This window comes from Nibrella viscosa, from assembly GCF_039541875.1.
In the GTDB taxonomy this organism is placed as follows: Bacteria; Bacteroidota; Bacteroidia; order Cytophagales; family Spirosomataceae; genus Nibrella; species Nibrella viscosa.
The window spans coordinates 181,043-205,370 of record NZ_BAABHB010000013.1 but is presented as its reverse complement, the minus strand read 5'-3'; the positions used below and the strand labels follow the sequence as shown (position 1 = coordinate 205,370).

Sequence of the window (24,328 nt, the reverse complement as noted above, 5' to 3'; positions counted from 1 at the left end):
CCTACATACATCCGAATGCCGATCATTCGAATGTTATCTCTTCAATCCGGCAAAATATCCATTTATCAGGAAATAATTTAACGTCTCACTTAATCTCTGACTGCCTATGAAGCATTAATGCGGAGTAAACAGAAAAGGCCAGCGATGCTGCAACATCACTGACCTTACGTATTCCCCTGGCCAAAATCATCCTTTTTTGAGGATGCAGGGAAGTTTTTGCCTTTCCTTTTCCCAGTCAAAACAAAAACGAAACCAATTTATGAAAAAAAATGGACTACCGACCCATAGTGCCTGGTTCCTGAGGAGAATGTCCTTTGTTCCACTGGCGCTGATGCTGGCGCTGTTCGTTTGTTCCTACACCGTAGGCGCACCACTGAGCGACCCGGCCGAAGTACCTGTTTCCGGTAAAGTAACCGACGAAAAAGGCGATGGCCTGCCCGGCGTAAACGTAGTGATCAAAGGCACCACCCGGGGCGTGTCGACGGATGCCCAGGGACAATTTAAGATTACTGTACCCGATCAGAATGCTGTGCTGGTCTTCAGCTTTGTCGGGTATCTCACGCAGGAGATGCCGGTGGGTAATGCCTCCAATCTGACCATTAAACTGCTCGCCGATAACCAGACGCTCGATGAAGTGGTCGTGGTTGGTTACGGTACGCAGTCGCGGGGAACGGTGACGGGAGCCGTTGGTACTATTCAGGCATCCGACCTGAACCGGACCCCATCGGTAACCACCTCGGGTGCACTCGTTGGAAAGATTCAGGGAATTACGGCCCGGCAGACCGACGCCCGGCCCGGCGGTATCACCAACATCCAGATCCGGAACATGGGAACGCCCCTGTTCATCATCGACGGCGTGCCGGCCGATGCGGGCCAGTTTAACCAATTGGGCCAGAATGACATTGAGAGCATTTCTATCCTGAAAGATGCTTCGGCCGCCATTTATGGTTTGCGGGCCGCCAACGGCGTTATTCTGGTGACCACCAAGAAAGGGAAAGCCGGTCAGAAAACAGCCATTAACCTGACGGGCTACTACGGCTTGCAGAATTTCACCCGCTACCCCAGACCGGCCAATGCCTACCAGCACGTGCGGGCGCTGGCCGAGTCGGACCAGAACCGGGGGATTCAGACCACCATCACACCCGACGAGTTAGCCAAATGGCAGGCCGGTACCGAGAAGGGCTTCCAGAGCTTCAACTATTACGATATGGTGATGCGCCCCAACGTACCGCAATCATTCCTGAACGCCAGCGTATCGGGCGGGGCGGAGAATATCAACTACTACGTGTCGGTCGGTCACCTCAACCAGGAAGCGCTGATCCGGGATTACAACTTTAACCGGACCAACTTCCAGGCTAACATCGATGCGGGTATTGCTAAAGGGCTGCGCGTGGGTACGCAGTTGAGCGGCCGGATCGAAGACCGCTTTCAGGTGGGGGTGCCGGGGCTGGACGATTACTTCAACCCATTCCTGAGTATCTTCTCCATGTGGCCGACCGAGCGGCCGTACGCCAACGATAACCCGGCGTACATCAACCAGACGCATAACGTAAACGTAAACCCGGCCACGTATAAAAAAGACATCACGGGTACCATCAGTGAAATCTGGCGGGCCGTGAAGGGCAACTTCTTCGCCCAGTACGATTTTGGCTTCGGGCTGGTGGCGAAAGGAACGTACTCCTACAACTTTACGAACTTCGATTTCGACGGGTTTGAGTATACATACGACGCCTACACCTACGACGCCAAAACTGACACCTACAACCTGGTACCGGGCGGTGGCAACCAGAACCCCTGGCGCGAACGCCGGAAGCGGAACATAGTCGACCGCTTTGCTCAGTTCCAACTGAGCTACAACAAGCAGATCGGCGACCATGGCCTCTCGGCGGTAGCGGCTTACGAGCGGTACGATACCGATAACAAATACATGGTGGTGCATACCGTGCCGCCCAACAACTACATCCCGCTCATGTACTTCGCCAATCAGGACATCCTGATCGACGAGTGGAACGTGCAGGCGCGGGCGGGCTACATCGGTCGGGTCAACTATAATTACAAGCAGAAGTACCTGCTGGAAGTGCTGGGCCGGTACGACGGATCGTTTCTGTTTGCGCCCGGTCGGCGGTACGGTTTCTTCCCCGGTGTATCGGTCGGCTGGCGGGTGCTGGAAGAGCCGTTCTTTAAAGACAAACTCGGTAATGTGCTCGACGACCTGAAACTGCGGGCCTCCTGGGGTAAAACCGGTAGCGACGTCATCAATGATGCGTTCATTGTGCCCCCGTTCAGCTACCTGTCCGGCTACAACTGGGCCAGCCGCACAGCCGTTTTCAACGGTAATCTGGTGACGGGTCTGCAACCACGCGGATTACCGATTACCACCCTGTCGTGGGTGAACAACATTTCCCGCAATATTGGTATCGACTTCTCTTTGTTCAACAGCCGGTTGTCGGGGCAGTTCGATGTATTCGAGCGCAAGCGCACCGGTCTGCCGGCGGCCCGCTACGACGTCTTGCTGCCGAGCGAGGTAGGTTACACGCTGCCCAACGAAAACCTGAACTCCGACGCCATCCGGGGCATGGAAGGGGTGCTGACCTACCGGGGTAAAGTACGGGACATTGAGTACTCGCTGGGGGTAAACGGAACCATCTCCCGGCTGCGGGATCTCAGCCAGTACAAACCCCGTTTCGGCAACTCCTGGGATGAATACCGGAACTCACGGGTCGACCGCTGGGCCAGCGTCAACTGGGGCTACCAGGTTATTGGCCGTTTCCAGTCGCAGGAAGAGATTGACAACTACAAAATCAACAACGATGGTCAGGGCAACCGCACCCAGCTTCCCGGCGACTTCATCTACAAAGACGTGAACGGCGACGGTATTATCAACAACCTCGATGAGCGACCGATCGGGTATGCCGAGGGCGCCAACCCGTACATGAGCTTTGGGATCAACGGTAGCCTGGGCTGGAAAGGGTTCAGCCTGCTGGTCGACTTCGCCGGGGCAAATTTCCAGTCGTTCCGGCGCGAGGTGGAGATGAAAATCCCATTCCAGAACAACGGTACATCTCCGCACTTTATGTTCGAAGACCGCTGGCACCGAACCGATCCGTTCAATCCGGATAGCCCATGGGTTGCGGGGAGGTATCCGGCCATCCGGAAAGACAACACCAGTCATGTGAACTTCAGCCGCCGAAGTGATTTCTGGACCACCAACGTCCGCTACATCCGTCTGCGCAACCTGGAACTGGGCTATTCGTTGCCGAAAACGCTGCTCAACCGCTTTGGCGTAAATGGTCTGCGCGTGTATGTAAACGGCACCAATCTTTTCTCGATCGACAATGTGGGTGCGCTGGAGATTGACCCCGAAATTTCGTCGAACGGGGCCCTGGTATATCCACAGCAACGGCTGTACAATGCCGGCTTTAGTTTAACCCTTTAACCGAGACCTCAACCATGAAACGAATCTATAAATACCTGCTCATCGCTGCTGCCTTGCTACCCGCATCCGCCTGTAAGGAAGAATGGCTCGAACGGCAACCACCCAATATCATCCTCGAAGAACAGGTCTGGAACGACTCACGCATGATCGTCAGCCTGCTGGCCAATTACTACGACCGGCTGCCGGCACACTCACAGATTGATGCAGGCTGGCAGGAGTTTGCCGCCTACGACGAAGCCATGTGGTCGGGCAACGACGACGCCCGGAACAACATTGTGTCGTACCCGTTTGAACGCTGGCGGCTGTGGGATTACAGCCTGATCCGCGACATTAACCTGGCGCTTGAAAATATCGAAAAATATGGCGTAAAGCTGACACCAGCCCAGAAAACGCAGTTTTCGGCGGAGCTGCGTTTTCTGCGGGCGTACCAGTATTTCGAACTGGTGAAGCGGATGGGAGGTGTACCGCTGGTGACCAAGCAGTTGATCTACGATTTCAGTGGTAACCCGTCTCCGTTGCAACTGCCGCGCAATAAGGAAGAGGAAGTTTACGACTTCATTGCCGCCGAACTGGATGCCATCAAGGACAATCTGGGCAATACCGGCAGCAACACCCGCGCCAACAAGTTTACGGCGCTGGCGCTGAAAAGCCGGGCCATGCTGTACGCGGGGTCAATTGCCAAATACAACAACCTGTTGGGTGCCCCCATTACCACCCCTGGTGGCGAAGTAGGCATCCCGGCAGCCCGGGCAAAGGACTACTATACCAAATCGCTGGAGGCTTCCAGAGAGATTATCAATACCGGCGGGTATTCGCTGTACAGGAGCAACCCAAACCTGGGTGAAAACTTTTACGAGGCCCTTACCAAGAAAGTGAACAACCCGGAAGTGATTCTGGCGAAGGATTTCCTGACGGCCAAAGACAAGCGGCACTCCTTTAGCTACGACAACATTGCCCGCAACGTTCGGGAAGACAACCTGAGTTCATCGAACGTAACGCCGGTGCTGAACCTGGTGGAAGCCTATGAATACCTGGATGGCTCCTCCGGCGAACTGAAGACCCGCACGGCCAACAACAGCGACTTTATCTACTACGATAAACTCAGCGACATCTTCAATAATAAAGATGCCCGGTTGTACGGCACCGTGATTTATCCCGGCACCAGTTTTAAAGGCGTAGAGGTTCAGATTCAGGCTGGCGTGATGGTTTGGAACGGAAACGCCTACCAAACGGTAGAATCCAATACTCTGGCTTCCAACTATACCGACGGCAAGTTGCTGACGGGCGCGTCGGGGCCGCAGCGGTCGCAGACTGAGGTATCCAACACGGGCTTCTACCTCCGCAAATACATTGATCCAGCCCCAATGTCGAGTACGCGGGGTATCCGGAGCGATATGTGGTGGGTGCGCTTCCGGCTGGGCGAAATCCTGCTGAATGCCGCCGAAGCCGCCTTTGAACTAGGTCAGACAGCCGACGCCCTGACATACGTCAACCGGGTGCGGGAGCGGGCCGGCTTCGCCCCGAACAGTCTAAAGGACCTAACCTTGGCTAAGCTTCAGAACGAGCGCCGGGTGGAGCTGGCCTTTGAAGACCACCGCGTCTGGGATCTGATGCGCTGGCGGCAGGCCCACGAGGTCTGGAACGGCAGTCCGAACAACACCAACGCCATGATGTACGCCCTGTATCCGTACCGGGTGGTGCGTCCCGGTGATTCACGCGATGGCAAGTACGTCTTCGTAAAGATGGTAGCGCCCCGGTTCCGGGCACCCCGGCAGTTTCAGCTAGGCAACTACTACTCATCCATTGATCAAAACGTAATCAATAACAACCCGAAAATTGTCCGTAACCCGTTCCACTGATCTGCCATGAAAACACTAGCCATACCTTCTTTTCTGCTGGCCCTGACGATGCTGCTGGCCGGCTGTGAGAAAGATAATTATGAGCCGCCCAAGTCGACACTGACCGGCCGGGTGGTGTACCAGAACCAACCAATCGGAGTGCGTTCCAACGGGGTGCAACTGGAACTGTGGCAGCGGGGTTATCAGCTCTTTACCAAAATTCCGGTGTACGTTGACCAGGACGGTTCTTTCTCGGCCTCGCTGTTCGACGGCGACTATCAGTTGGTCCGCCTGCGTGGTAATGGTCCCTGGGTGGACAATACCGACACGATCAAGGTACAGGTACGCGGTACCGCTACGGTAGAGGTGCCGGTACAACCCTATTATGTGGTAAAGAACGAAATGATCCAGAAGAGCGGTAACGCGGTTACGGCCACCGCCAAGATCGATCCGGTGGTGACCAGCCGGGCTATCGAGCGAGTTACGCTTTACCTGGGCTCGACCACCATCGTGGATGCCAACAACAATGCCGGCACCCACAACCTGACCGGCACCGCCCTGGCCGACCTGAGTAAGACCCTGAGCTTCAGCGTAACGGTTCCGGCCAGCCTGGCGAACAAGGAATATGCCTTTGCCCGGATCGGCGTAAAAACGGTGGGTGTGGCCGAGATGCTGTACTCGCCGGTGCAGAAGGTAGCGTTGAAGTAGGTTACCTCACCATTCCATTGGCTTGCGCCTACAGCGCAGATGGTAGAATCACAACGGCCTCAGCTATAAACCGCTGGCTTCTCCGGCGCAAAAACAAGCCTGAATCAGGCCGATCATTTTTGCGCCGGAGGAGCCAGCGGTTTATAGAAGAAGTCTTTACGTTCGCTTTAACTGCCTCGGATCGGTTTCAAATAATTATGCGAGCCATTTAGGCTTGCCCCTACAGGGCAGCCAGCAGCGCACAAATCGGCAGGTGCTATAAACCGCTGACCCCTCCGGGGTATCAAAAGATATTTAAGTACCCCGGAGGGGTCAGCGGTTTATAGTTATGTCACCGTTCGCGAATATACCACTGCCCTGTAGGGGCAAGCCTACTTTCGCACAATTATATTCTTAAAACCAATGAGAGGCAGCAAGCCTACAACCCAAAACCAACCATGAATCTCCGCACAGCAGATACACCATTGTTGCTCCGGAGGAGCCAGCGGTTTATAGCAAAGCCACCTACCTTCCTGTTTACTGCCTCGGAGAGGCAAGCCTCTTGTCATGTACTTGCCCTGCTCGTCCGCGATTGTATCGCGAGACGGGTGAGGTAAGCGTTTGTAACGCGATGGCAAACTCATCCAGAAGACCCTCCTAAAGTCAATAGCACCAGTCATGAAGCCCTTTCTCCCCTCCCTCCTCACCAGCGCCCTCCTGATCCATGCCGCCACCCAAGCCCAGCCTGCCACCACTCAACCAGTTAACCAATCAACTAATCAACCATCAACGGCCACCTACCCCATTCCCGCCCATGATCCCGTTATGATCCGGCAGGATGGGACCTATTACGTGTTTACCACGGGGCGGGGCATTACCGTATGGTCATCGACCGACAAGGTGAACTGGAAGCGGGAGAAGCCGGTATTTGAGGAGGCCCCGGCCTGGGCGGTGGCTGCCGTGCCGACGTTTAAGAACCATATCTGGGCACCGGATATATCGTACCACAACGGCCAGTACTACCTGTTCTACTCGGTGTCGGCGTTTGGTAAAAATACCTCCTGCATCGGACTGGCCACCAACAAAACGCTGAACGCCGATGCCCCGGCTTACCGCTGGGAAGACCACGGCCTGATTATCCAATCCGTTCCCGGCCGCGACGACTGGAACGCCATCGACCCTAACCTGCAATTTGATGAGCAGGGAAAGCCTTGGCTCAGCTTCGGCTCGTTCTGGAACGGCCTGAAACTGGTACGGCTCCGCGATGACCTGACCGGCGTTGCCCAACCGCAGGAATGGTACCACATTGCCGGACGCAAGCGCAGCGAAGGACCCAACGGACTGGCAAACGATGGAGCCATAGAAGCCCCGTTTATCTTCCGCAAAGGTAACCAGTACTACCTGTTTGCCTCCTTCGACCTCTGCTGCCGGGGTGCCAACAGCACCTACAAAATCGTGGTCGGCCGCGCCGACAAGATCACCGGCCCCTACCTAGACCGCGACGGAAAGAAAATGGTAGCCGGGGGTGGCACGCTGGTGCTGGAAGGCAACAAAGACTGGCATGGCGTTGGTCATAATGCTACCTACACCTTCGACGGCACCGATTACCTGGTCTACCACGGCTACGATGCCGCCGACGGGGGCAAATCCAAACTGCTTATCCGCAAGCTTAACTGGGATAGTGCCGGCTGGCCAATTGTAGATTTCGAATAACAGGTTAAGAAGTAGCAAAACGGCTCCCTGACAAGGAGCCGTTCGCTTTGAGAACTATGCCATTACAACACGTCACCTACGGCTTAATCAGCTTCCGGGTCTGACTCTGCTCCGGTGTGCTTACCCGCAGCAGCAGCATACCCGATGGCGAGTTACTGATGTCCAGTTGCTGAATGTGCTGCTGGTCCTGCACCTCCAGATTATGCTCTGACACCATTCTGCCTTTCAGATCAAGCAGTTGCAGACGCACCGGCTTCTGAGCAGCTCCGCTTATTTGCACCGATACAGTGTTCGTTACCGCCGGGTTGGGATATACCTCCACCTGTAACGGGGCCGGTATCTCAGCTGACACAGCTTCGGCTGCTGCTTCCCGAGCTCCTACCTTTGCGCCTTTGACTACCAGATTACCACCGACCAGGGTTTTCTCCTGTGTTCTAACCCCATCCCAGGTGCTGGCGAACCACAGCCCGCCGGCCTTGTTCCATACCGTAATACCGATAGCATCTGTTGTACCGGATTCGCCATTGTCGGTCATCGTTACCTGAAGCGTCGCGTTGCCGTCGACCGATACTACATTGGCAGGATCGGTGATGTCCTGAATATTGGCTTTACCCTCAAAGGTAGCCTTACCACCAGCTGCAGTTGGTTGGGTAGTCAGTGAGGTCATGGCATTCCCCTTGATCTGGTACACGTGCAGGATGCCGTCAGACTCCATCCGGCGGGTAATCACATTGATATTACCCTGTAGACTGGTGCCGTTCTTATTGTACTTAACGTTAAAGCCAAAGTTGCTGCGGGTACCGGCATCGCCGGCCATCAGACCCGCTGAACTGGTCAGGTTAATGAAGCCTCCACCCGTGATAAAGTCATTCTGGGGAGTAGCCACATTCACGACCACGTTATCTGCACTATTGTTGCGGGTATAATAGCCATCGACAATGATGCCAATGGTGTAGTTGCTGAATCCGGCATTGCTAATGGGCAGTGAAACAGTAGTCGTGGCCGTTCCCGTTTTCAGGTCACCAGGATTAACCAGGCCGACCGTTACGTTAGCGGTACCCAGTACAGCATTACCGGCATCGCGGTTTACAAAGGTAACCGTAGCCTTGCGGATGTCGCCGGAATTTGGGTCGCCGGTGGGATCAACAACGGTAATGTCCTGAATCGTGGCGCTTAAGGTAACTGTGGCCTGGGTGGCATTGAGGCTGCTGCCGGCTGCGTAGAATGTACCGGTATAGGTCGCCCGGGCATCTTCTTTGGTTACCAGGAGTGTATTAGTACCCGACGTGGAAGCCGCAAAAGGACACACACCGGCATAGGTAGCAATCACCTGATAACTAGTTGGTGCCTGATTGATAGCCAGGGTAGTACCGGCCACACCCGAACCGTCGGTCACCGCCGTAACCGACTGGGCACCGGCCGTAAAGCTGATGGTCTGCCCGCCTACGCCCGTTCCGCCTGCTTTCAGGGTAGCCGACAGGGTGATAACATCCGAATACTGCACCGACGGCGTGCTGGTCAGCATAAGGGTAGTGACCTGATTCACTACCGATACCTGCACAGTGCCTGCCGTTGTTTTTCCGTTGACATCGGTAGCCGTTACGCTGATGGGTTTGGTACCTAAATCGGCGCAGGAGAAGCTGCTCTTACTGAGCGAGATGGCCGGCGTACCGCAGTTATCCGTCGCCTTAACATCCGTGGCAGACAGCGTAGCGGTACCGGCGGTATTCAGCGTTAAAGTAACCGCCGTGGTTGTAATCACCGGAGCTTCGTTATCCGTCACCACAACCGTCTGACTCACGGGCAGGGCAGCCTTGCCGTTTGCATCGGTTACGTTCCAGGTGATGATGGTGGTACCAACCGGGAAGTCATCCGTCAACGCTTTGTTGTCACTACGAACACCCGAGGGGTTTCCTACCGAACAGTTGTCGGTAGCGGATGCAGTTACCGTAACGGCAGCTCCGCATTTACCGGGGTCATTGTTAACGCTCTTGTTGCCGTTGGTGCTGATTACCGGTGCCTGATTGTCATTTACCGTGACGGTGAAGGCTTTTTCTTCGGTACCGCAGGTGTTGGTAGCCGTGGCGGTTACCATATTAGAACCCACGGAGAAGAAGTAAGGCGATGTGATGCCGGTCTCCCCAAGTTTATAGGAAACAACAGGTGTGGGTGTTCCTGTAGCCATAGCGGCAAAAGAGACGGCGGCACCGCACTTGTCGGCCTCGTTGTTTACCGCAGCCAGGGTGGGCACCGTTAGACTGGGTTTAGTATTGACCGTAATCGTTGCCGAGCCGGTAAACGTTCCGCTACAGTTGGCGTCCGACACCCCAAGCAATGTATAGGTTCTGGTGGTGGTTGGGCTTACCTGAATCGTATACGGACTGGCATTTGCCTGCACCGTTACGGGTGTAGTTCCGTCGGTATACGTAACGGACCAGGGACCGGTACCGGTCAGGGCTACACTCAGGTTGGTGCTGCTGCCGGAGCAGATGGAAGTGCTTCCACTGAGCGTTGCTGTGGGAAGAGAGTTTACCACTACGGTTTGGGTAAAGCTTTCTTCGCAGGCCCCCTGCTTAATAGTAAGTTTGGCCGTGTAGTTCCCGGCTGCTGCGTACGTATGTGTAATTCCTCCTTTTGTCGTATAATCTACAGTGCCATCATTATTAACATCCCATGCATAGGTAGCATCCGCAGCTACATTGGTGGATGCGTCTGTAAAAGAAGAAGCGGCACCTAAACAAACTGGAGAAACTGCAAATGTTGGAACCGGAGTAGTACAGGCAGGGCCTGAATTATAGAGGTATTTGAAAATGTTGTTTCTTAAGTTTGTGGCATCTGGCTGGGGACTATGAAAATAAGAAAGCGTGATTCCACCAAACAAAACTCGTCCAGCGCCCCAAGTTTTTTCGGCTAATAGTATCTTACCGGAACTGCTGCTCTTTATTAATGTAGTCAAATCTGTTCCTTCTATAATGGCATGGGCGAAAAAATTACCAGTCCAGGTAGACCCTACAGGAACAAAAGGACCGTTAAATATGGGATGAGAGGATGCCACTTCAGCTTTAGGAGTTAGAAGACTATAATTATAAACCGGAAGATAATTATACAAAGTTGTTCCTCCAAAGCCAAAATTAATATCTCCACCCTCGTTTGGAGCAGCATTTAGGAAAAGTCTGCCTCCGTTCGCCACCCAATTTTCAATTACATTTCTATTTGCGATCAAAAAGTTATTCAATGCAATAGTATTTCCATCGCTGCCTTCTAAAAAGATAAATTTATTACTGGCTGTAAAAACCGTTGCCACATTTATAGCCGAGTAACTAAATCTCTGCCAATTTCCTGAACCAAAAACAGCATTCAATGAGGCATCGTTCGTAGCTTGTCCCCAAGGATTATTATTAACAACGTAGACCACGCCCTGTGCCAATATTTTGAAAGAAACACTTGATAATAATACCGCCATCAGTATTAGTATATACTTTTTCATAAATATTAATTTTGAAGACTAGAGATATAAAACTGTTACATTTTTAGCGTTAAAACCTGTGAATATCAAAATTGGGATACTTGCCACTTTGATTATTGGAATAGTGCATTGTTCAGAAGTAAAATTACCGCATTCATTCTGCAAGGCTTGTTTGGCCTTTACAGTCAGCTCTTTAGCCCCTTGGGGGTTAGCGGCTATGTGAAAAGCGTTTGTCCAGAATTCCTCTTCCCACGTAACTTTGACATCCTGTGAATTGGTATTGTTAACCTTTAAGAAAACAGTACTTATGTTTTCACATTTTGCTATTTTGTAGTAAATTTCCACCCCATCCACCGTAGAATGCAACGTCCATTCATCGGCTATATTTCCCCCCAATACAGTAAAGTTGAATGATGTAAGCAAGGTAACTAAAAAGAAGATTGTCGAAACGTGCATCGAATAAGCTGTTTTTTTGAACCTAACTTGCTTGCTCAAAGTAAAAAGTCGTCGTAAAATAATTGTAAGTTTAAAATTGAACTGATCCATAATTATACCGTTTAAAAATGTAAAAATTAAAAAAAGACAATAGTTTCCACCCACACCCGATAGTGTGCACCGTAAAGCAAAAAGTTCGAGCTAAATAATACCTGTATGGCTTAAACGTCTATATCGTTTATAGCTTTTCACAACACAAACTACTCATAATCATTTGCGTGCTATTTACTTACTTTCACAAAGGTACCCAAGTCCTATTTTTATTTCTATACCCCAAAAAGGGTATTTTTCAAAATGCGTATTTCTACGTATTCTACACTTTTGTCATATCATTTTTAAGCCTATTTTTAGCGGAATCGTTTTACAAGTATGTCTATAAAATAATCAGGCATATTTAGGGATCAATACCCTTTTTGTGGTATTTTTCAGCTAAGTCGTCGGGCACTACTTTAATGCCGTCTAAAAAGCCCTTAAACCGCTGAAAGATTATCTTCATAAAACAGGTCTTGTCCGCCGATACCCGTTTCAGGCAGTCAGCCCCTGCTGCGAGGCATTCTTGAGCAGGTAACCGGCTACGCCAATCGGCCGCAGGTCCGGCACAAACCGGGGGGTATTCTTATAGGAAACGACTGGAGAATTAGCAGTTATCCCGGTATCCCTGCCGGCCTTATTTGTGTCGGTAATCCATTGATGCCCAAGTTCGGCCGGTAGCGGTACATAACTAAAGTTAATGGGCTGGACGGTCAGTGGTAATCAGGCCGACAGGAGGCCCAGCATCAAAAGGTCAATTGAGGAACGGAACGGCAGGTACATACGGCTCAGACAGTATACTAAAGTAGCAGGACAGGTAAATTTGCTACTTGCAGTAATCAAAAGGAAGAACCGTGTCTGAGGCCGAAAATACCACTTTTGGGGTATTGTAATGCAGAACATAAGCAGGCATTTTTGTTTTGGAATTCTCCAAATACCTTTAAACCAGTATACGTATGAAAGTTCTCCATTGCCGCGAGGTTGGTTTTGACTGCCCCGGCGTCATCAAAGCCGAAAACGAACAGGAAGTGCTGCAACTGGCCGCTCAACACGCCCAGGATGCCCACCAGGTGCAGGTAACCCCCGAAATGGCCGACCAGATCCGGCCGTTAATCAAAGACGAGTAAGACCCTCTACTTTGTTCAACACGACACATGAAAGCAATTTACCTTTCGTTATGGCTGGTCCTGTCTGTCTTAGGCGGACAGGCTCAGACCGGATTGGCGTCCAATGCAGCGCCGGCAACCAGCATTACTAAACCCAACGCCCCCAACATGAAAATTCTCGTACACGTAACCCACGGCCCGGAAGATCCCACGCGGGCCGCCCTCGCTTTTCTGGTGGCCAAAGCCGCACTGGAAGAAGGCCATTCCGTTTCGTTGTTTCTGGCGGGGAACGCCGTTCTGCTGCTCCGGGACAAAGACATGGGCACAGTCGAAGGCGTAGGAACCGGCAAACTGAAAGAACACTACGAGGCCATTGTGAAAGGGGGCGGGCGATTTTATCTCTCCGGCATGTCGGCCAAAGCCCGAGGCATGACCGAGGACGATATAAAAGGCAAACCGGCCGAGTTTGCTATGCCCAAGGTGCTGGTGCAGCTCTCCGTTGACCACGACCGGATGTTTACGTATTAAGTGTACAACCGAAAGCAAACTATGGTGCAAATTACAAGCCTTATCGGGGATGTTGAGAGCGCCCGAAGTAACTTCTTATCCGAAATAGACATAATTGGTACCCAGATGGAGAGCTGGAAACAGGATACGTCATCCTGGAGCGTAACCGACGTTACGGAACATCTGGTATGGGCCGAGCAGGGCGGTATTCTGATGATGTGGAAGGCGTTTCAGGCTCAGCAGCAGGGGCAGTACTGGGAAGGTGAACGCCTGAACGATGGGCTTACTATCGAGGACATTGTGACCCGGACGTGGCGGCATGAAAACGGACGTCCTAAAGAAGAAGCTCCGGCTAGTGCGGCTCCCAGACTGGGTGGTCCGTTAGCGTACTGGAAAAGTGCTTTACTAGCCTGTCAGACGCAACTCAACGCTCTGGGTGAACAGCTCAGGCAGGTACCGGAGCACGAACTAGACCGCATCATCTACCCGCACGTTATTATGGGGCCGCTAAATGTGGTACAACGACTGGAATTTCTGCGGTTTCATCTCGACCACCACCGCGCACAAATTAAACGAATCAAAGAAAGTATCCTCCAAAAACAGAACTAATCAAATGAAACCTATCTTTTTCGCCCTTTGTCTGCTGGCAACTACGTATAACATAAAAGCCCAATCCTTCAAAGCCGCTGAGGTAGAAGCGGTAGATAAGCAATTTGATGAGGGATTTCTCAAAAAAGACATAAATGCCGTTTTCCGGAATGTAGCCAATAGTGCCGTCTTTTACGGGACTGACCCAACGGATGTATGGCCGGTAGCCGTTTTCCGGAAACGCGTTGAGAAAGACATAAATACCAATAAATACAACTTAACCACTGTCTCGCGAACAATTACCCCTGTAGCCGGCGGCAACGCGGCTGTGGTGATCAAGCAGGTCAACTGGCCGTACTTTACCAAAGTCCCTCTGCGGGAAGTAATCGTTTACGAAAAAGACAATGGCTGGAAGCTCAAATCGTTTTCAATAACCCTCCTGCTTCCCGACAATATCGTTCCTCAACTGAATCAACTGGTCAACTCGCCAACGGCTAAAAAATAGCGCAAACTCCTTTGTCATGAACCAGCACTCAAGACGCTCTTTCTTAAAGAAAGGCACGACGGCCTGTGCCGTTTCACCCCTGCTGACCACTACGCTGCCGTTAAACGTACAAGATACGGATTGCACCATGCAGGAAGTCAGCTTACTGTCCGACATGACGGATTTCCAGTATAAATCACTCTGGGGAAATCTGAAAGGCATCACCGAAAAAGAAGCTGACTGGAAACCTAACGCAGAATCAAATTCAATCCGCTGGGTAGTTGGCCATCTGTGCTGGTTTGAAGAGTGGATGTCAAAACGCATTGTACCCACCTGGCCGGCCACCAGTATCAGGTCCGGTACATTCGGGGTACCTACAGCCGCGTGTTTCACATCACCAGTAAAGCCGATTTTGACCCCTGGTAAGATGAAGGTAAGTACTGACGCCGTCTTTTACGGAACCGACCCAAATGTCGGGGCAATGCCAAAACCCTGACAGTATACATCCGGTTATTCTGATGAAATAACCAGGCTGATGAAACAAGTTTTGCCCTTCCTGAATTTATTCAGACAAGCGTTTACCAACCTGAGGAATAATGATCCAATACGCATGGCAGGGGCTACTGCCTTCTTCGCCTTTTTTGGCCTGCCCCCAATTGTGATCATCCTCAGTCAGGTTTTCAGTACGCTCCTGCAGGATCAGGAACAGCGGATTAGTGGACGGTTATTTAGCCAGTTAGCTGATATTTTCGGACGCCAGCCTGCCCGTCAGCTCAAAGATATTTCCCAACACCTCCAGCAGGACCGCGCCGATCCGCTGTTAACCACGCTGGGCATTTTTATTCTGCTGATTAGCTCCACGTCGATGTTTGCCATTATGAAGCGGTCGCTCAACCAACTCTGGAACGTAAAACCCAAAGACGACCGATCCTCCTTATATATCTTACGGGATCGTCTGCTATTTCTGGGGTTGGTAATCGGCTCCGGTATGTTGTTTATGGCTGCTATTGGCATTCACCAGGTGCTGAACCTGCTGAGTGCCCCGCCTACTGACAGCGATGCCGCTTTTCTGGATATAAGTCATTATGTGGTATCCGTAGCACTGCTGATGCTTTGGTTCGCCATGCTGTTCAAGACGCTGCCCGATGTTCGCATTCACTGGCCGGCCGTCTGGATGGGCTCCCTGGTAACGGCGGTGCTGTTTACCATCGGCGAACTCATCCTGGGCCAACTACTGACGTATGGTCAGCTTCGGCCCCTGTACGGCTCGGCCGGACGCATAATGCTGGTGCTGCTGTTTGTGTATTACTGCTCCCTGATTTATTATTTCGGAGCTGCCTTTACCCGACAATACGCCCGCTGGGCTAATGTGGAGATGACTCCCAAAACAACAGCGGTGGGCTATACGGTTACCGAGGACGAGGACCGGCAACCACAGGATTAGGCAGTTGTACGCTCCGCTGCTCAATACGACGTAAAACAGCCATTATCTTCGCCTTAATCTCCATCGGGTTAAATGGTTTGGTTACATAATCGTCGGCACCAAGTTCCAGGCACTTGATACGGGTATTGCTATCGTCCATCGCCGAAATTATTATGATGGGCAGATGTCGGAATAACGAACCCGCGCGAATATTCTGAATCAACTCCTGCCCGCCTACATAGGGCATCTGCAAATCGGTAAGGATCAGATCAACCGGCTGGCCCTGCTCCAGCCAGAGCATAGCTTCCAGGCCATTAATGTGGGTACTCACCTCAAAATCGTCCTGCAACGTGTAACGCAGCACTTTACGAATGAATGGGTCATCTTCGGCAATCAAAATTTTGTATCTGTTTTTCATATAATTTATTGTTTAAGTTACCGATAGTTGGCATAAATGTATTATAAGTTAAAGATTTTACTACCATTTCGGAAAGAAATTTTTTGTGTGTAGTTTTATAGCCGTCTTTCTCTCCCGTTCACCATGCAATTTTCTGTAAACTGGCAGGGTGTTTACCCCGCTTTACTCACTCCTTTTACTGCCGGCGACGCCGTGGATCTGACTTTGTTTGAAACCAACCTCCGGGCGCAGCTATCCGCCGGTGTCCACGGCCTTATTTTGAGCGGCTCGCTGGGTGAGACCAGTACCCTAACCCGCTCCGAGCGTCTGGAACTGCTGGACAAAGCCATAGCGGTTAGTGCCGGTCAGGTACCCGTGATCATGAACATTGCGGAAGCCTCAACGCGGGACGCCATAGCCGCGGCCCGCGATGCCGAAGCAGGTGGAGCCGACGGCCTGATGCTGTTGCCCCCTATGCGCTACTTCGCCGATTCGCGGGAGACCGTGGCGTTTTTCCGGGCCGTGGCCGAATCGACCCCGCTGCCGATCATGATCTACAATAACCCGGTCGACTATAAGATTCCGGTAACCATTGCCATGTTTGAGGAGCTGGCCACCCTGCCCAACATACAGGCGGTAAAAGAATCAACGCGGGATCTGACCAACCTCACCCGGATGCGCAACGCTTTTGGCGACCGGTATAAATTGCTGTGTGGAGTGGATACGCTGGCGCTGGAAGCCCTGCTGCTGGGTGCCGACGGCTGGGTAGCCGGTCTGGTGGACGCGTTCCCGCAGGAAACGGTTCACTTATACGAACTGGCGCTGGCCGGTAAACTGGACAAAGCCCGTGCCCTGTACCGCTGGTTCATGCCCCTGCTGGAGCTGGATATTCACCCCAAGCTGGTGCAGTATATCAAACTGGCGGCTACGGCTACCGGCATCGGCTCCGAATACGTGCGGGCACCCCGCCTGATGCTGGAAGGCGAAGAGCGCAGCCGCGTCGAAGCCATTATCCAGACTGCCATCGCCAGCCGCCCCGCTCTCCTCCGACCCGAAGACAGTCTCGCCTGATGAATGCCCCCCCATTCATCGTTCATCGTTTATCATTCATCATTCCTAAATGCCTGCTTACCACTTCTTTTGCATTGACGCCCACACCTGCGGCAACCCGGTACGCGTTGTCACCGGAGGCAGTATCCCGCACCTGAACGGGGCATCAATGAGCGAAAAGCGTCAGCACTTTCTGGCCGAATACGACTGGATTCGGAAAGGGCTGATGTTTGAACCCCGCGGCCATGATATGATGTCGGGCAGTATTCTGTACCCACCCACCGACCCGGCCAACGATGCCGGAGTGCTGTTTATCGAGACCTCCGGTTGCCTGCCCATGTGCGGCCACGGCACTATTGGCACCGTTACGGTCGCCATTGAGCAGAACCTGATTCGGCCCAAAACGCCGGGCGTACTGAACCTGGAAGTGCCCGCCGGCCTGGTTCGGGCCGAGTACCGACAGGAAGGCCGCAAAGTGACTTCAGTAAAGATTACCAATATCAAATCGTACCTGGCGGCCGAAGGACTGCATGTAACCTGCCCCGATTTGGGAGAACTAACGGTCGATGTGGCCTACGGTGGTAATTTTTACGCCATTGTAGATCCTCAGTCCAACTTTCCGGGCTTGCAGCACTATAAGGCAGAGCAGTTGATCGGCTGGAGCCGGGAGTTGCGGCTACGCTTAAATGAGAAATATACTTTTGTGCATCCCGAGAACCCAACCATCCGGGGTCTCAGCCACCTGCTCTGGACCGGCGAACCGCTGCAATCCACCTCCACCGCCCGCAACGCCGTGTTTTACGGCGACAAGGCCATCGACCGCTCGCCCTGTGGTACGGGTACATCGGCCCGGATGGCGCAGTGGTACGGGCAGGGACGGCTGAAGCCGGGGCAGGATTTCGTTCACGAAAGCATCATCGGCTCCATCTTCACCGGCCGCATCGAAGCCGAAACCGACCTCGACGGCAAGCCCGCCATCATCCCGAGCATTGAAGGCTGGGCCATGATTCATGGCTACAACCACCTTATTCTGGACGATGACGATCCGTATGTTCATGGTTTTCAAGTAATTTAATGGTTCATTGGTTAACCAGTAAACCAGCTAACTAATGAACCAATGAACCACTCAACCATTCAACTACTTTAACATGCACGTTGGCATCATCGGCGGGGGCATTATTGGCTTATGCTCGGCGTACTACCTGCGGCAAGCCGGCCACCGCGTTACCGTTTTTGATCAGAACCCGATTACCGACGGCTGCTCGTTCGGTAACGCCGGTATGATTGTGCCCAGCCACATTATTCCGCTGGCGCAGCCCGGCATGATTGCCAAAGGCATGCGGATGCTGCTGAAACCGACCAGCCCCTTCTACATCAAACCCCGCCTGAGCGCCGACCTGCTCCGCTGGGGCTGGCTGTTTTACCGCCATTCGACGCCGGAGCATGTCGAACGGGCTATTCCGGCCCTGCGCGACATCAGCCTGCTGAGCAAGCGACTGTATCAGGATATGGCGGCTTCGGGTGAGCTAGACTTTGGCTGGCAGGAGCGCGGACTGCTAATGCTCTACAAAACAGCCGGAGCCGAACACGACATGGCCGAAGAAGCTGAGGTAGCCAACCGGGCCGGCATTGACGCGCACGTCCTGAGTAGCCGACAGGTGCGGGATCTGGAACCGGATACGCGGGTGGACGTACGGGGAGCGGTGTTTTTTCCCGGCGACGCGCATTTAAACCCCGGTCAACTGGTTCGTTCGCTGGTTGGGTATCTGAAACAGCAGGGTGTTGCTATACTGGATGGACAGGCGGTTACCGGTTTCGGTACGTCAGCCGGTCGCGTTACCTCCCTGCGCACGGCGCAGGGCGACCATACCGTGGATGAGGTGGTGGTGGCTGGGGGAGCCTGGTCGCCGGTGATAACCCGGCAGCTTGGGGTATCGCTACCACTACAGGGCGGCAAGGGCTATAGCTTTGTGCTTAAGAACCGGACAAACAACGTGCGGGTGCCGGCCATCATGCTCGAAGCCCGCGCTACAGCCACGCCCATCGGCAACGATCTGCGGTTTGCCGGTACGCTGGAAGTAGCTGGGGTTGATCTGTCGGTCAACATGAACCGGGTGCGGGGCATTGTCCAGTCCATCAACCAGTACTACCCCGATCTTGAGGTCGACATGCCCAAACCCGAAACGGTCTGGCGGGGCCTGCGCCCCTGCTCCCCCGACGGCCTACCCTACATCGGCCGGCTGTCGCGGTACGAGAATGTAACACTGGCGACGGGCCACGGCATGATGGGTATCAGCTTAGGCCCGGCTACGGGCAAGCTGGTTGCGGAGACGCTGTCGGGGCAACCGATAAGCATGGCGGTAGACGTTTTTCGTCCGGAACGGTTTTCGTGAGGCCCTAAATGTGCAGAAGCCCGGTTCGCAAACCGGGCTTCTGGCTTTCATGACGTTGAGTAATGCGTAATTGATCTATATCTATTGCTACTGCCTGTAGCGAACTCCTGATTCCAAGCGGCTCTCGCCTGTTCATGAATATACTGAAATCATGCCAGTTCCACACCAATTCATAAAGCATTTAAAATCAGCCGGAATTCACCTTTTCGCACCATACATCCGTACCAAAACTGTGGAATTCTTCCCCAATATTGTATCAGTTTGAACACATTTTCGGCCCTGTACCGGCCATCGGGACAGGGCCGGTACAGGGGCCGGAATTACATTCCGGGGTACGGGGTTACCAGCACATAGTAGTTTGGGTCGACGGAGAGGGATTTAACGTCCGGGGTACGCAGGGTCTGCCAGGTGGTAGTAGGGCGGATGGCCTGGTACTCCTTTGCTTCGTTGAGGCAAATGCGGAGGGGCATGTTGAAACCGGCGACGCAGTTGGTCCAGCGGTACTGGAGGCCATTTTTTGTTTGCCGGTACTCCAGCGTAGGCAGGCGGGTGTCGCGCAGGTACTGGTCGAAGACTTTTTGCAAGTCGACGCCCGCCTGGCGGCTGATGTATTCTTCGATCTGCTTACCGTCGACGGTCTGGTGGTAGAAGGTTTTGTTCAGGCCCCGCAGGATCTGCCGCCACTTTTCGTCGTTGCCCACGATCTGCCGGATGGTGTGCAGCATATTGCCACCCTTGTAGTACATATCGCCCGAGCCGGAGAAGTTGACGTTGTAGACGCCGACAATCGGACGGTCGTTGCGAATCTGATTGCGACAGCCTATCACGTAGGTGGCACCGGCTGCTTTACCGTGGTAGTATTCGATGTACAGGTTTTCGGAATAGTTGGTAAAGCTTTCGTGAACCCACATATCGGCAACGTCCTTGTAGGTGATGTTGTTGGCGAACCACTCATGCCCCGATTCGTGAATGATGATAAAATCCCACAGCAAGCCCCAGCCGGTGCCGGACAGATCGCGGCCCAGATACCCATTGCGAAACTTGTTGCCGTAGGTCACCGAACTCTGGTGTTCCATGCCCAGGTAGGGCGTTTCCACCAGTTTATAGCTATCTTCGTAAAACGGGTACGGGCCGAACCAATATTCAAAGGCCTTCAGCATCGGCTTCACCTGCTGGAATTGCCGCCGGGCCTGGCCCTCATGTTCAGGCAGGGCGTAGAAGAAAAGATCCAGCCGGCCTTTTTCGCCTTGTAGTCTATCTGACCAATGTATGTACCGGCCAATGTTCAGGTTGACACCGTAGTTGTTGATGGGATTACTCACAAACCAATCGAAGGTGCGGGTACCGTCCTGGTTCTCCACCACCCGGCGCAGGCGGCCGTTGGAGACATCGGTGAGTTCTTTTGGAACGGTGACGCTGATGAGCATGCTGTCGGGTTCGTCGTACATATGGTCTTTGCAGGGCCACCACACGCTGGCACCCAGCCCCTGGCAGGAGGTGGCAATAAACCACTGGCCGGTGGTATCACGCGACCAGGTAACACCCCCGTCCCAGGGCGGTCGTTTGGCTACCTTCGGTTTACCGGCGTAATGCACCACCAGCGACTCTGTTCTGCCGGCCTGCTGTGGCTTCTTCAGCGAAACAAAATACGCATTTCCCTCCTGCCGGAACGTCAACGCCTGCCCATCCTGCTCTGCTTTTAGGATGCGTAACGGCCGCTGCAAATCTACCTGGAGTGTTTGATTTGGCTTCAGCACCTTGTACCGGATGGTGGTGCTGCCGCTGAGGGTACTGTCGGTGGGTTGAACCCGCACCTGCAGGTGATAATACGTCAGGTCCCACCAGGCCCGTTCGGGGGTGATGCTGCCCCGCAGCGTATCGTCGCGGGTAAACTGGTATTTCTGGGCAGATACGGTGAGCGCCGTCAGCAGGCAAGCCCAGATCAGCAGAATTTTCATCATAGGGTAGTAACGAAAAAAAGCAGAGATAATGCTTACGACTGTACTAAGTTCCAGATGGTCAGCAGATCGTCTTCCTGGCCGGTATTGCCGGGAAAGATCACGTATGGGAGGTTCGGAAAGCGGCTCTCTTCCTGCGCCAGCACCACCGGAATACTGGGTCGCACCTGCCCCAGCACATACGCCTTTTGCATGCCCAGGCCCTGTACGGCTATATCGCTGGAGGTGATACCGCCTTTAGCAATGATAGCGCGGGGGCGGATGGACAACCGCCGGACAATGGCCGATAGGGTACCGGAAATTCGTTGCGAGAGGGTCAGGTTGCCGGCCGCATCCGCGACGCTCACGCGTTGCCGGGAGGTCATCAGCAACGGATGACCTCCCTGTTTCATCACCGCTTCGCACTTGTCTACGGCTTCCTGCACCATCTGTCCGGCCTCTTCTTCATCCACCAGCAGCGTAGGCACATCCAGTTCAACTACTGCCACCGACTCCTGACGCAACAGGGCCTGTAGCTGCCGGGTGGTGTGACTCGTATGCGACCCGACTACCGTCAGCACGGAGCCGCTTTGCAGGTAGGGAGCCAACTCGGTGCGGCCCAGGAGGGGCTGGTCGGTAATGTCTCCGTAGACTTTTACCAGCGAAGCCGCCGTACGGAACACAAACCGCTTGCCGGTCTGCTCCACCGCCCGCAAGGCTTCTGCAAACAAACGCAGATGCCGGTAATCAGTGGCGTTGACCACCACTGGGGTGAAGTGATGCACCGTTTTGAGGATTTCAATCACGGCCGAACTATCGTTCTTGTCCAGCACCGCCAGTGGAATGCACACTACGCTTTCGGCCGGGATAGAACCCTGCGTTTTCTCGTCGATATAGCGGGTCAGGTCCGAATGGTGATAGCCGAATACCACATCACGGGCAAATTCGGTGTCGGCGACCGGCGTCAGGCTACCGTCTGCCTGGCGGATATAATGCCGGTTATCTATGGTGACCCGACCGGCCTCCGCCAGAAACGGGCAAAACACCAGCCCATCAATAGGCGGCAACCCGGCCGATTCCCAAACATGCCGGATGGCAGCCGGCTCCGCCGGAAAATGGCCCCGCAGGGAAGAATCGGACCGGCTCATCACGGCAAAGTTGCGGCCGGTAGCGCGGTGGGCAGCTACCGCCAGTTCCATGATCTCTCTGGTGGTGGCAACGGCGTCAGCCTCGGTAAGCGACCGGGAGTTGGTCTGAATGTACGCCACCCGGTCGTTTTCAAAGATATGACGCATAATCTCGGCCGACCAGCGCATGTACACCGTCAGGCCATGTACGGTCTGGATGCCGGTGGGGTCATCGTCCAGCACCAGAATCAGTTTTTCGTTCATAGGTATAGCTACAGGGGTTCCCGTCCGGCGCTCAGATAAACAGGTCGAGGATCAGGAGCAACACCAATCCGGTCAGACCGGCAACGGTGCCGGCCAGTGTCAGGGCTTTTAAGGTTTGAGAAACGGTGAGGTTACCAAAGCGGGAAACGACCCAGAAGCCGGAATCATTGGGCAGGGAAAAGCACATACCCCCGCAGCAGATGGCCAGTGCAACAATCAGCGGATTGGCCCCCATTGGTACCACCATCGGGGCCAGAATGGACGAAGCTGTTACCAGCGAGACCGTGGCCGAGCCCTGCGCAACCCGGATGAGGAGCGTGAGCACAAAACCCATTACCACCAGCGACAGGTTGAATCCCGTCAGCGACTGCACCAGGTAGTCACCGATGCCCGATGCGCTGATGATACTGCCGAACGAACCACCAGCTCCGGTTATCAGCAGAATCAGCCCGGCAGCCGAAGCGCCTTCCACAATGAGCTGATCGAACGTTTTGCGCAGGTAAGGGCGCATGGTGGTAAAGGCCACCAGCACCCCGGCCAGCATGGCTACGTTTTTATCGCCGATAAACCCCATTAGCCGCCGGCCCGACGAGCCCACCGGCAGAAACTGGCTGGTAATACTACCAATCAGGATCAGCAGGATCGGGAACAGCAGCACCAGCAGCGATACCTGACCCGACGGTACCCGACGCTCGACCACAACAGCCGCCGTGGGCGTCTCCGGCACGGGATCGGGCAGGTTCTCAATAATAATATGCCGGCCCAGGATGCGGCCCATGACCAGCCCACCAACCAGCGCAGCGGGTAGGGCAATGAGCATCCCCAGTCCCAGAAAAGCGCCGGCATCGAGCCCCATATTGCCCATCACAGCCAGCGGACCGGGTGTTGGAATGACCAGACAGTGCGTAGTCAGCAACCCGATCGACATAGCCGTGACGTAGGTCACCAGCGGAATGCGGGTATCGCGGGACAAATCGCGCAGCAGGGGCATGAAAATAACAAAAGCCGCGTCGAAAAAGACCGGGATGGAGGCAAAATACCCCGTCAGGTTGATGGCCAGGGGCGATTGCTTACGACCGACGGTCCGCAGCAGCATAGCGGCAATCTGCTCTGTAGCCTGACTTTCGGAAAGAATCCCCCCGAAGATAATACCCAGACCGATGACGATACCGATACCGCCCAGTGTCTGCCCAAAACCCGTTGCCAGTTGTTTGGTCACAGTATCGGGTGGCATGCCGCAGAGCAGGCCGGTAATCAGCGCCGTGCCGAGCAGGGCCAGGAACGGATTGATTTTAAACCGGATAATCGAGACCAGCAGCAGCAGGATCGACAGCACAAAAATGACCAGGAGGTAAGAACCAGTTACCATGTCAGGTTACGTTAGGGT

The 24,328-nt window shown here is 53.8% G+C and carries 18 protein-coding genes and 2 pseudogenes; 13 read left to right on the top strand and 7 right to left on the bottom strand.

The features are described 5' to 3' along the window. Positions 1–331 precede the first annotated feature (331 nt). The 4 genes from ABD931_RS23955 to ABD931_RS23940 all read left to right on the top strand — a co-directional run bounded on the left by ABD931_RS23955 (position 332) and on the right by ABD931_RS23940 (position 7,674). The gene (locus ABD931_RS23955; RefSeq protein WP_345270556.1) at positions 332–3,436 is read left to right on the top strand and encodes a SusC/RagA family TonB-linked outer membrane protein; all 3,105 of its coding nucleotides are present in this window, start codon (positions 332–334) and stop codon (positions 3,434–3,436) included. Positions 3,437–3,450: 14 nt separating this feature from the next. Continuing rightward, complete coding sequence (locus ABD931_RS23950) at positions 3,451–5,295, top strand: RagB/SusD family nutrient uptake outer membrane protein (protein ID WP_345270548.1); 1,845 nt, start codon at positions 3,451–3,453, stop codon at positions 5,293–5,295. 6 nt (positions 5,296–5,301) lie between these two features. Beyond that, positions 5,302–5,982, top strand: a complete 681-nt coding sequence (locus ABD931_RS23945; RefSeq protein WP_345270547.1) for a DUF3823 domain-containing protein — start codon at positions 5,302–5,304, stop codon at positions 5,980–5,982. Between the two features lie 657 nt (positions 5,983–6,639). After that, a complete protein-coding gene (locus ABD931_RS23940; protein ID WP_345270546.1) occupies positions 6,640–7,674 on the top strand; it encodes an arabinan endo-1,5-alpha-L-arabinosidase in 1,035 nt (344 codons plus the stop codon). Between the two features lie 76 nt (positions 7,675–7,750). Here ABD931_RS23940 and ABD931_RS23935 read toward each other — a convergent pair whose 3' ends face one another. The 3 genes and pseudogenes from ABD931_RS23935 to ABD931_RS23930 all read right to left on the bottom strand — a co-directional run bounded on the left by ABD931_RS23935 (position 7,751) and on the right by ABD931_RS23930 (position 11,686). Continuing rightward, entirely contained in the window at positions 7,751–10,210 is a 2,460-nt protein-coding gene (locus ABD931_RS23935) for a T9SS type A sorting domain-containing protein (protein WP_345270545.1), read from the bottom strand. Positions 10,211–10,237: 27 nt separating this feature from the next. Further along, positions 10,238–11,137: pseudogene (locus ABD931_RS29305) on the bottom strand (PKD domain-containing protein); the annotation flags it as partial. A 42-nt stretch (positions 11,138–11,179) separates the two neighbouring features. Continuing rightward, positions 11,180–11,686, bottom strand: coding sequence for a hypothetical protein (locus tag ABD931_RS23930; protein WP_345270544.1), 507 nt, complete (start codon positions 11,684–11,686; stop codon positions 11,180–11,182). Between the two features lie 935 nt (positions 11,687–12,621). Here ABD931_RS23930 and ABD931_RS23925 point away from each other — a divergent pair. The 6 genes and pseudogenes from ABD931_RS23925 (at position 12,622) to ABD931_RS23905 (ending at position 15,794) form a co-directional block, all read left to right on the top strand. Then, a complete protein-coding gene (locus ABD931_RS23925) occupies positions 12,622–12,792 on the top strand; it encodes a DUF1059 domain-containing protein (protein ID WP_345270543.1) in 171 nt (56 codons plus the stop codon). Between the two features lie 27 nt (positions 12,793–12,819). Beyond that, complete coding sequence (locus tag ABD931_RS23920; protein WP_345270542.1) at positions 12,820–13,299, top strand: DsrE family protein; 480 nt, start codon at positions 12,820–12,822, stop codon at positions 13,297–13,299. Between the two features lie 21 nt (positions 13,300–13,320). Then, positions 13,321–13,887: a DinB family protein gene (locus tag ABD931_RS23915; protein ID WP_345270541.1), complete on the top strand. Its 567-nt coding sequence runs from the start codon at positions 13,321–13,323 to the stop codon at positions 13,885–13,887. 4 nt (positions 13,888–13,891) lie between these two features. Next, complete coding sequence (locus ABD931_RS23910) at positions 13,892–14,371, top strand: Cif family virulence factor (RefSeq protein WP_345270540.1); 480 nt, start codon at positions 13,892–13,894, stop codon at positions 14,369–14,371. Positions 14,372–14,387: 16 nt separating this feature from the next. After that, positions 14,388–14,618 (top strand): annotated as a pseudogene (locus ABD931_RS29300) (twin-arginine translocation signal domain-containing protein); the annotation flags it as partial. 267 nt (positions 14,619–14,885) lie between these two features. Continuing rightward, positions 14,886–15,794, top strand: coding sequence for a YihY/virulence factor BrkB family protein (locus ABD931_RS23905; RefSeq protein ID WP_345270539.1), 909 nt, complete (start codon positions 14,886–14,888; stop codon positions 15,792–15,794). Here ABD931_RS23905 and ABD931_RS23900 read toward each other — a convergent pair. Continuing rightward, positions 15,760–16,191 (bottom strand): response regulator transcription factor, encoded by a 432-nt coding sequence (locus ABD931_RS23900; RefSeq protein WP_345270538.1) that lies wholly within the window; start codon positions 16,189–16,191, stop codon positions 15,760–15,762. The two genes, ABD931_RS23905 and ABD931_RS23900, sit on opposite strands and share 35 nt — an antisense overlap. 123 nt (positions 16,192–16,314) lie before the next feature. Here ABD931_RS23900 and ABD931_RS23895 point away from each other — a divergent pair, with 123 nt between their 5' ends. From ABD931_RS23895 to ABD931_RS23885, 3 genes are all read left to right on the top strand, one after another. Continuing rightward, entirely contained in the window at positions 16,315–17,241 is a 927-nt protein-coding gene (locus ABD931_RS23895) for a dihydrodipicolinate synthase family protein (RefSeq protein ID WP_345270537.1), read from the top strand. 49 nt (positions 17,242–17,290) lie between these two features. After that, entirely contained in the window at positions 17,291–18,295 is a 1,005-nt protein-coding gene (locus ABD931_RS23890; protein ID WP_345270536.1) for a 4-hydroxyproline epimerase, read from the top strand. A gap of 73 nt (positions 18,296–18,368) precedes the next feature. Then, positions 18,369–19,613, top strand: coding sequence for an NAD(P)/FAD-dependent oxidoreductase (locus ABD931_RS23885; RefSeq protein WP_345270535.1), 1,245 nt, complete (start codon positions 18,369–18,371; stop codon positions 19,611–19,613). A 320-nt stretch (positions 19,614–19,933) separates the two neighbouring features. Here ABD931_RS23885 and ABD931_RS23880 read toward each other — a convergent pair whose 3' ends face one another. The 3 genes from ABD931_RS23880 to ABD931_RS23870 are packed head-to-tail and all read right to left on the bottom strand — an operon-like array spanning position 19,934 to position 24,310. Continuing rightward, entirely contained in the window at positions 19,934–21,574 is a 1,641-nt protein-coding gene (locus tag ABD931_RS23880; RefSeq protein ID WP_370469349.1) for a M1 family metallopeptidase, read from the bottom strand. A 32-nt stretch (positions 21,575–21,606) separates the two neighbouring features. After that, entirely contained in the window at positions 21,607–22,941 is a 1,335-nt protein-coding gene (locus ABD931_RS23875; protein ID WP_345270534.1) for a four-carbon acid sugar kinase family protein, read from the bottom strand. A 31-nt stretch (positions 22,942–22,972) separates the two neighbouring features. Beyond that, positions 22,973–24,310 (bottom strand): GntP family permease, encoded by a 1,338-nt coding sequence (locus tag ABD931_RS23870; RefSeq protein ID WP_345270533.1) that lies wholly within the window; start codon positions 24,308–24,310, stop codon positions 22,973–22,975. Between the last annotated feature and the right edge of the window lie 18 nt (positions 24,311–24,328).

Coding starts and splice junctions, on each gene's coding strand:
- ABD931_RS23955 (WP_345270556.1), top strand. CDS start 332: ATGCTGGCGCTGTTCGTTTGTTCCTACACCGTAGGCGCACCACTGAGC.
- ABD931_RS23950 (WP_345270548.1), top strand. CDS start 3,451: ATGAAACGAATCTATAAATACCTGCTCATCGCTGCTGCCTTGCTACCC.
- ABD931_RS23945 (WP_345270547.1), top strand. CDS start 5,302: ATGAAAACACTAGCCATACCTTCTTTTCTGCTGGCCCTGACGATGCTG.
- ABD931_RS23940 (WP_345270546.1), top strand. CDS start 6,640: ATGAAGCCCTTTCTCCCCTCCCTCCTCACCAGCGCCCTCCTGATCCAT.
- ABD931_RS23930 (WP_345270544.1), bottom strand. CDS start 11,686: ATGGATCAGTTCAATTTTAAACTTACAATTATTTTACGACGACTTTTT.
- ABD931_RS23925 (WP_345270543.1), top strand. CDS start 12,622: ATGAAAGTTCTCCATTGCCGCGAGGTTGGTTTTGACTGCCCCGGCGTC.
- ABD931_RS23920 (WP_345270542.1), top strand. CDS start 12,820: ATGAAAGCAATTTACCTTTCGTTATGGCTGGTCCTGTCTGTCTTAGGC.
- ABD931_RS23915 (WP_345270541.1), top strand. CDS start 13,321: ATGGTGCAAATTACAAGCCTTATCGGGGATGTTGAGAGCGCCCGAAGT.
- ABD931_RS23910 (WP_345270540.1), top strand. CDS start 13,892: ATGAAACCTATCTTTTTCGCCCTTTGTCTGCTGGCAACTACGTATAAC.
- ABD931_RS23905 (WP_345270539.1), top strand. CDS start 14,886: ATGAAACAAGTTTTGCCCTTCCTGAATTTATTCAGACAAGCGTTTACC.
- ABD931_RS23900 (WP_345270538.1), bottom strand. CDS start 16,191: ATGAAAAACAGATACAAAATTTTGATTGCCGAAGATGACCCATTCATT.
- ABD931_RS23895 (WP_345270537.1), top strand. CDS start 16,315: ATGCAATTTTCTGTAAACTGGCAGGGTGTTTACCCCGCTTTACTCACT.
- ABD931_RS23890 (WP_345270536.1), top strand. CDS start 17,291: ATGCCTGCTTACCACTTCTTTTGCATTGACGCCCACACCTGCGGCAAC.
- ABD931_RS23885 (WP_345270535.1), top strand. CDS start 18,369: ATGCACGTTGGCATCATCGGCGGGGGCATTATTGGCTTATGCTCGGCG.
- ABD931_RS23880 (WP_370469349.1), bottom strand. CDS start 21,574: ATGATGAAAATTCTGCTGATCTGGGCTTGCCTGCTGACGGCGCTCACC.
- ABD931_RS23875 (WP_345270534.1), bottom strand. CDS start 22,941: ATGAACGAAAAACTGATTCTGGTGCTGGACGATGACCCCACCGGCATC.
- ABD931_RS23870 (WP_345270533.1), bottom strand. CDS start 24,310: ATGGTAACTGGTTCTTACCTCCTGGTCATTTTTGTGCTGTCGATCCTG.